Source organism: Psychrobacter piechaudii (assembly GCF_900162825.1).
In the GTDB taxonomy this organism is placed as follows: domain Bacteria; phylum Pseudomonadota; class Gammaproteobacteria; order Pseudomonadales; family Moraxellaceae; genus Psychrobacter; species Psychrobacter piechaudii.
Genome location: NZ_FUGE01000039.1, coordinates 1 through 6,624, shown reverse-complemented (window position 1 = coordinate 6,624; position 6,624 = coordinate 1). Strand labels below are relative to the sequence as shown.

4 protein-coding genes and 1 pseudogene are annotated in these 6,624 nt (G+C 44.8%); 3 read left to right on the top strand and 2 right to left on the bottom strand.

Annotated features, from left to right (window positions below; all coding sequences use genetic code 11):
• Positions 1-289: 289 nt before the first annotated feature.
• Positions 290-2,245 (top strand): M61 family metallopeptidase, encoded by a 1,956-nt coding sequence (locus A1019T_RS00945; protein ID WP_077450013.1) that lies wholly within the window; start codon positions 290-292, stop codon positions 2,243-2,245.
• A gap of 75 nt (positions 2,246-2,320) precedes the next feature.
• Positions 2,321-3,244 (top strand): DMT family transporter, encoded by a 924-nt coding sequence (locus A1019T_RS00940; RefSeq protein ID WP_077450012.1) that lies wholly within the window; start codon positions 2,321-2,323, stop codon positions 3,242-3,244.
• On the opposite strand, the gene A1019T_RS00935 is transcribed toward A1019T_RS00940, so the two are convergent.
• Complete coding sequence (locus A1019T_RS00935) at positions 3,241-3,846, bottom strand: pseudouridine synthase (protein WP_077450011.1); 606 nt, start codon at positions 3,844-3,846, stop codon at positions 3,241-3,243. The two genes, A1019T_RS00940 and A1019T_RS00935, sit on opposite strands and share 4 nt — an antisense overlap.
• 147 nt (positions 3,847-3,993) lie before the next feature.
• Positions 3,994-6,216 (bottom strand): NADP-dependent isocitrate dehydrogenase, encoded by a 2,223-nt coding sequence (locus tag A1019T_RS00930; protein ID WP_208608005.1) that lies wholly within the window; start codon positions 6,214-6,216, stop codon positions 3,994-3,996.
• A 135-nt stretch (positions 6,217-6,351) separates the two neighbouring features.
• Between A1019T_RS00930 and A1019T_RS00925 the strand changes: the two are divergent.
• Positions 6,352-6,624, top strand: a pseudogene (locus A1019T_RS00925) (RNA-guided endonuclease InsQ/TnpB family protein); the annotation flags it as partial.

Genomic DNA, 6,624 nt, shown 5'->3' with positions numbered 1-6,624 from the left:
ACAGCATTGGTTGTCTAATCGCTGTTTTGAGAGTTATGATGCGATTGTCGATGCGGCATGTGACGCTTGGAATGCAGTGTGTAATGAGACTAACTTAATCAGGTCTATCACTCAGCGGGAGTGGTGCGACTTGAGTGTTATTTTTTAGAATTGGTATAACTACTATGAAAATTAAGCTTACTGTTAACAAAAAAGTTAGACTAAGTAAGGATAAGAAAACTTTAATCCTTATGCTTTATCAAAGAAAGTCCTCAATTTAAATTCATTATCATGGATATAAACACCAACTATGACCACTTTGCAGAGTATTCCCCAATCTTCATATTCTAACAATGCCACTCATTCAAGCGCTGATGCTGTTGATTACCACTTAGATTTTAGCCGTTTTAGACAGCACCTGGTTGATGTTACCTTGAGCTTTACCGCTGAGCAGGACTCGCCAGCCCTATGGTTACCGGCTTGGATACCCGGTAGCTATTTAATGCGTGAGTTTGCTCGGAATATTACTGCTGTACATTATCAACGTGCCGATCAGGATGACAGCTCTATAGAAGACAGCTCAAAAGATAAGTATAGAGCAGTTAAGCTTAGTAAGAACGAGTGGCAACTTACAGAGGTGAAAGCGGGGGATAAATTACAGGTCACTTATGAGGTTTACTGCTATGACCTGTCAGTGCGGACCGCTTACGTGGACCAGACCCGTCTTTATGGTAATTTTACTTCGCTAGCTTTGGCTGTTGAAGGGTTAGAGCACAACTCTGTCTCAGTGACATTAAGTGTGCCTCAGAATTTTTATGAGCTTAATAACCTTAATAATACCGATAAAAAAGATAAGACAGTCAAAATAGCGTGCGGTTTAAAGCCCACTTATATCCACAGTGACAATACCCACTATTATCATTTGCAAGCTGAAAACTATCACGAGCTGATTGATTATCCGTTTGAGATTGCGCCGCAGGATGAGTTCGACTTTATTGTTCAGGATCATAAGCACAACACCATTGCGCATCGCTTCTATATTTCAGGTAAGCACAGTGCCAATCTGGGCAGATTACAGCGCGATGTACAACAAATTTGCCAGACCTTTGTCAATTGGTTGGGCGATGCGCCTTTTGGTGGCAAAGATTATGACGGCTATACCTTTATGACCTATGCCAGTGGCAACGACTATGGCGGTCTTGAGCACATCAACTCAACCAGTCTGGTTACCCCGCGTACAGATCTACCCACAGCGGCAGAAGCTGATGAGCCTAGTGAGAGTTACCAACGCTTCTTAGGTTTGTGTAGCCATGAATACTTTCACTCATGGTGGGTAAAAACAGTCCGCCCTGATGTGATGATGAACGTTGATTTACGCAAAGAGGTCTATACGCCACTACTTTGGGTATTTGAGGGCTTTACCTCTTATATTGATGACTTTATGCTTCAGGCTTCCGGTGTGGTCAGTAAAGACAGCTATTTAAAGCTGTTGCAATCTCAGATTAACCGCTACACCCAGACCCATGGTCGGGCGTTACAAAGTGTGGCTGAGTCCAGTTATGACGCTTGGATTAAGTTATACCGCGCCGATGAAAACACTGGCAATGCTGGCATCAGCTACTACAACAAAGGTGCTTTGGTAGCCCTATGTTTGGATTTGATCTTGATGCAGCATAGTGATGGCCAATACCGTTTATTCGATGTGGTCAAAGCTTTCTATCAACTGGCCAAAGAGCAAGGTGAGGCCGGAAATCGTATCCGTATTGGTATGGACAACGATAACTTAGAAGCGGTTATTAGCCAGTTTATGGATAAAACGGTTTGGCAAGACTTTAAAGCTAAATATGTCGATGGCGTAGAAGAGCTGCCTATTTATGAGCTACTTGAGGCCAATGGCATCAAGATTACTGAAGACAGTAAAGACAATACGCAGGCTTGGGGTATTAGCTTTAGCGAGAGCAGCGAAGGCTTGCAAGTCACTAAAGTCTTACGAGATAGTGTGGCCAGCGAAGCCGGCATTTCTGCCAAAGATATGATTGTGGCGATTGATGGGATTAAGGCAACCAAAAAACAGCTACAAAGCGTGGCAAAATCAAAGGTTGAGTCAGTGACCTGTCATGCTTTCCGCCGTGATGAGCTAATGACTTTTGAGGTGGCAAATACAACTCAATCCGGGGTTACTGCCAATCCTAGCCTAGAAAAAGTCAGTTTGAGTCTAGGTGCGTCCGGTTATGAGGATTGGTTAAGCCCAGGTTTTGTGAAATAGTCATCGCTTACTTTCAGTCTGCGTTATTAAATTATCATTAAACCCTCATTGCTCATTTTATTAGAAGCATAATTTATGTCTTATCATCAGCCCTTACAGGGCGCCTTTTGGATGGTTGCAGCCGGCAGTATGTTTGCAATCATCAATACAACGTTGCAGTATTTAGGGATTAATTATGGTGTAAGTTCTGGGGCGGCAGTGCTACTACAATATGGTATTGCACTGTTGCTCTTTTTGCCCCTAATGCGCACCGGTGCCATTCGTTCAGCAGTAACCTCAGATTTTCGACTACTGCATGTGATACGGGTGGGTTTTTCAGTGATTGGTATCCAGCTTTGGACTTGGGCACTGGCTTATCCCGTGCCCATTTGGCAAGGCATTGCTTTACTAATGGTATCGCCTTTATTTGCGACGGTCGGCTCAGGGCTTATATTGCGTGAGTCAGTGAGCATGGTGCGCTGGTTTGCGACTTTGGTTGGGTTTATAGGCGCTATGCTGGTATTACAGCCGTGGTCAGATGGGTTTATGTGGGCCAGTTTATTACCGGTAGCGGCGGCGTTCTTTTGGGCAAGTGCCTCTTTAATGACCAAATTCACTGTGAGCCGTGATACCCCAACCACGCTTGTTTTTTATCTGCTAGTGTTGATGTTGCCCTTTAACTTAGTATTTGGTCTACCCAAGTTCGAGCTACCAAACGATTGGCAGGTTTGGGTGCTATTGGTCACTATCGGAGCCCTTACCGCTTTTGCTCAATGGGCCATCGCTAAGGCCTATTCGGTAGCAGATGCCTCCTTTGTGCAGCCGTTTGATCATATCAAACTGCCGCTAAATGTCTTGGCGGGCTTTATCGTCTTTGGCTGGGTGCCGCCAGGTATGCTGTGGGTGGGCTCCGCATTAATTATAGCCTCTGTGATTTTTGTGACTCACTACGAGCGTCGTCAAAACCCAGTTGAAGTGCTATGGGAAGAGGCTCATCAGAAGGAGCAGGTTCAGGGTTAATCAATACCCAACTGTGCCAAGCGAGCCTTATTTAGGTGGACTCGGACAAATTCTCCTACTACCAAATCCCCCAGTTCAAAACCGGCAGCAGACCAACGGATCAGACGCAGACAAGGCAGTCCAACATGGGCTGTCATGCGTCTTACCTGTCGGTTTTTGCCCTCATAGATGGTCATCATAAGCCAAGAGTCTGGGACACTTTTTCGCTCGCGAATTGGAGGATCTCGCTGCCATAATGGCATAGGTAAGGCTTCTTCGCTCACGTGCTGAACTTCAGCGGGCAAGGTTTTGCCATCTTTAAGCACAACGCCTTGGCGTAGCTGCTTTAACTGCTCTACGGTTGGCTCACCTTCTACTTGAACCAAATAAGTCTTACCTTGCTTACGACCAGCGTTGGCTTTGGGCGGATGAGTGATGGCTTTGTTGACCCGGCCATCTGAGGTTAAAAGCAATAGTCCCTCACTGGTGGCATCAAGACGACCTGCCACCCGCAGTGATTTATCAGTAAAAAACTGTGATAAAGGGGCAAATTTATTATTGGCGTCATCGCTAAACTGGCTTTGTACGCCATAAGGTTTGTTAAATAAAATAACTGAAGTCATAAGGGGACTAATATCTTAAGAATTGAGTGTTAAAAGCGAATGGGACTATTCTATCATGAGCCAAAGCTTAGCAAATAAAAGACACCCTAAAGCGGATAGCATTAGGGTGTCTTACTTGTAGTAAAAGCTTAATAAGAAGCTAGCTGATTATAAAGCCACTAGAGCCTCATTAAAGGTTTTGCTGGGGCGCATCACCTGCTTAACGATATTATCATCCATGAAGTAGTAACCTTTTAAATCCACAGGCTTTCCTTGAACCGCATTAAGCTCTTCAATGATGGTTTCTTCCTGTTCGGCCAATGTTTTAGCAAAAGTAGCAAATCTTTGCTTAAGATCTTGGTCTTTATCTTGATTGGCCAGCTCTTGTGCCCAGTACAGGGTCAAATAAAAATGACTACCTCGGGTGTCCAGCTCACCCACATTTCGTGAAGGGGACTTATTATTAAGCAGTAGTTTTTCAGTAGCTTCGCTTAAAGCGTCAGCCAATATCTGAGCTTTTGGGTTGTGATCACTGCCGTATTCTGCCTCATGCTCTAAAGAGACCGTCAGTGCCAAAAACTCACCTAAAGAGTCCCAGCGTAGGTGGTTTTCTTGTAATACTTGCTGCACATGCTTAGGGGCAGAGCCGCCAGCGCCAGTTTCAAACAAGCCGCCGCCATTCATCAGCGGAACGATAGACAGCATTTTGGCACTGGTGCCCAGCTCAAGAATAGGAAATAAGTCAGTGAGATAGTCGCGTAGGACGTTACCTGTCACCGATAGGGTATCTTTGCCAGCAATTAGGCGTTCTAGAGTAAAGCGAGTCGCTTCACGAATAGACATGATATGAATTTCTAAGCCGTCAGTATCATGATCTTTAAGATAACACTCAACTTTTTCAATTAAAGCAGCATGGTGAGCTCGGTCTTTATCTAACCAAAAGACGGCCGGCATACCGCTCGCTCGGGCACGGGTCACAGCCAACTTTACCCAATCCTGAATAGGGGCATCTTTAACGCGGTTCATACGCCAAATGTCTTTTTCTTTCACCGCATGTTCGGTAAGCACTTTGCCTTCCTCATCAATCACCTGAATTTTTCCTTTGCCAGGCATTTGGAAGGTGGTGTCATGCGAGCCGTATTCTTCCGCTTTTTGTGCCATAAGGCCAATATTGGGCACAGTACCCATGGTAGCGGGATCAAAAGCACCATGCTCCTTACAGAAGCGAATGGTCTCATCATAAAGGGCAGCATAGCTGCTGTCTGGGATGATGGCATTGACATCGTGTAGCTTGCCATCGGGGCCCCACATTTGCCCGCCATTACGAATCATCGCTGGCATGGAGGCATCAACAATCACATCACTAGGTACGTGCAAGTTAGTAATGCCTTTGTCTGAATCGACCATAGCTAGGGGAGGGTTGGCCTGATAGACCTTTTGAATATCCGCCTCAATCTCTTTTCGCTGCTGTTCGGGTAGATCTTGAATTTTCGATAGCAATTGGGCAAAGCCGTTATTAACGTCCACTCCAATCTTGTTAAAGGTTTCTCCATGCTTAGTAAACAAGTCTTTAAAATAAACCCGCACCGCCTCCCCAAAGATAATGGGGTCTGAGACTTTCATCATGGTGGCTTTTAAGTGAATGGAGAATAATAAATCTTTGTCTTTGGCGTCTTGAACTTGTTCTTGTAAGAAATTACTCAGCACATCAAAACATAGAATTGAGGTGTCCATCAGCTCGGCTTGAAGTAAGGGCGCCGCCGATTTTAGCTCAGTCTCAGTGCCCTTTTCATCGGTATATACCACACGATATTGGGTGGGTTTATCGATAACGACCGACTTCTCATCATCAACGAAGTCGCAATGGGCCATAGTAGAGACGTGGGTCTTAGAGTCAGAACTCCAAGGTTTCATAGAATGGGGATTGGCACGGGCATAAGCCTTAACTGCTTTTGGTGCGCGGCGATCTGAGTTCCCCTCACGTAGTACTGGGTTAACCGCACTGCCTTTGACTTTATCAAAGCGTGCTCGAATCTCTTGTTCTTTCTCATTCTGTGGATTGTCTGGGAAATCTGGCACCGCAAAGCCTTTGTCTTGTAACTCTTTGATAGCGGCTTTTAACTGATGGATAGAGGCACTGATATTGGGCAGTTTAATGATATTGGCTTCCGGCTTTAACACCAGCTCCCCCAGTTCAGTAAGAGCATCTGGTACTCGCTGCTCTGGGCTTAAGTAATCTGGGAAAAGGGCGAGGATACGTGCCACTAGAGAGATATCACTGACTTCAACCTCGATTCCAGCAGTGTCGGTAAAAGCCTCAACGATAGGTAAAAAAGACTGAGTGGCTAGGGCAGGGGCTTCATCTGTTTTGGTATATATAATTTTTGACATGGTTATAGTAAATCCTTTTTATCACCAGTCGCCGTAAAACCACCCACTTTAGGGGGTGGATATAAGGCGACACACACTGTCGTAAGAAGTCGTTAAAGGGTTGTAAGCTAAAATTAATCTTGCCATACTAAGCATATGAAAACACTCAAGCTACGCATTAAAAACAAACACATAAAAGAGCTGAATCGTCTAAGCGGTTCAGTGAACTTCGTGTGGAACTATGTCAATGCGTTAAGTTTTGAGCATCTAAAACGTACCGGTAAGTTTTTTAGTGCTTATGATCTAAGTGAGTACACCAAAGGAAGCGGTGAGTATTTAGGATTACACAGTCAGACCTTACAGGCTATCAATGAAACACATGCTAAATCACGTAAACAATTTAAAAAAGCCAAACTTAACTGGCGTACC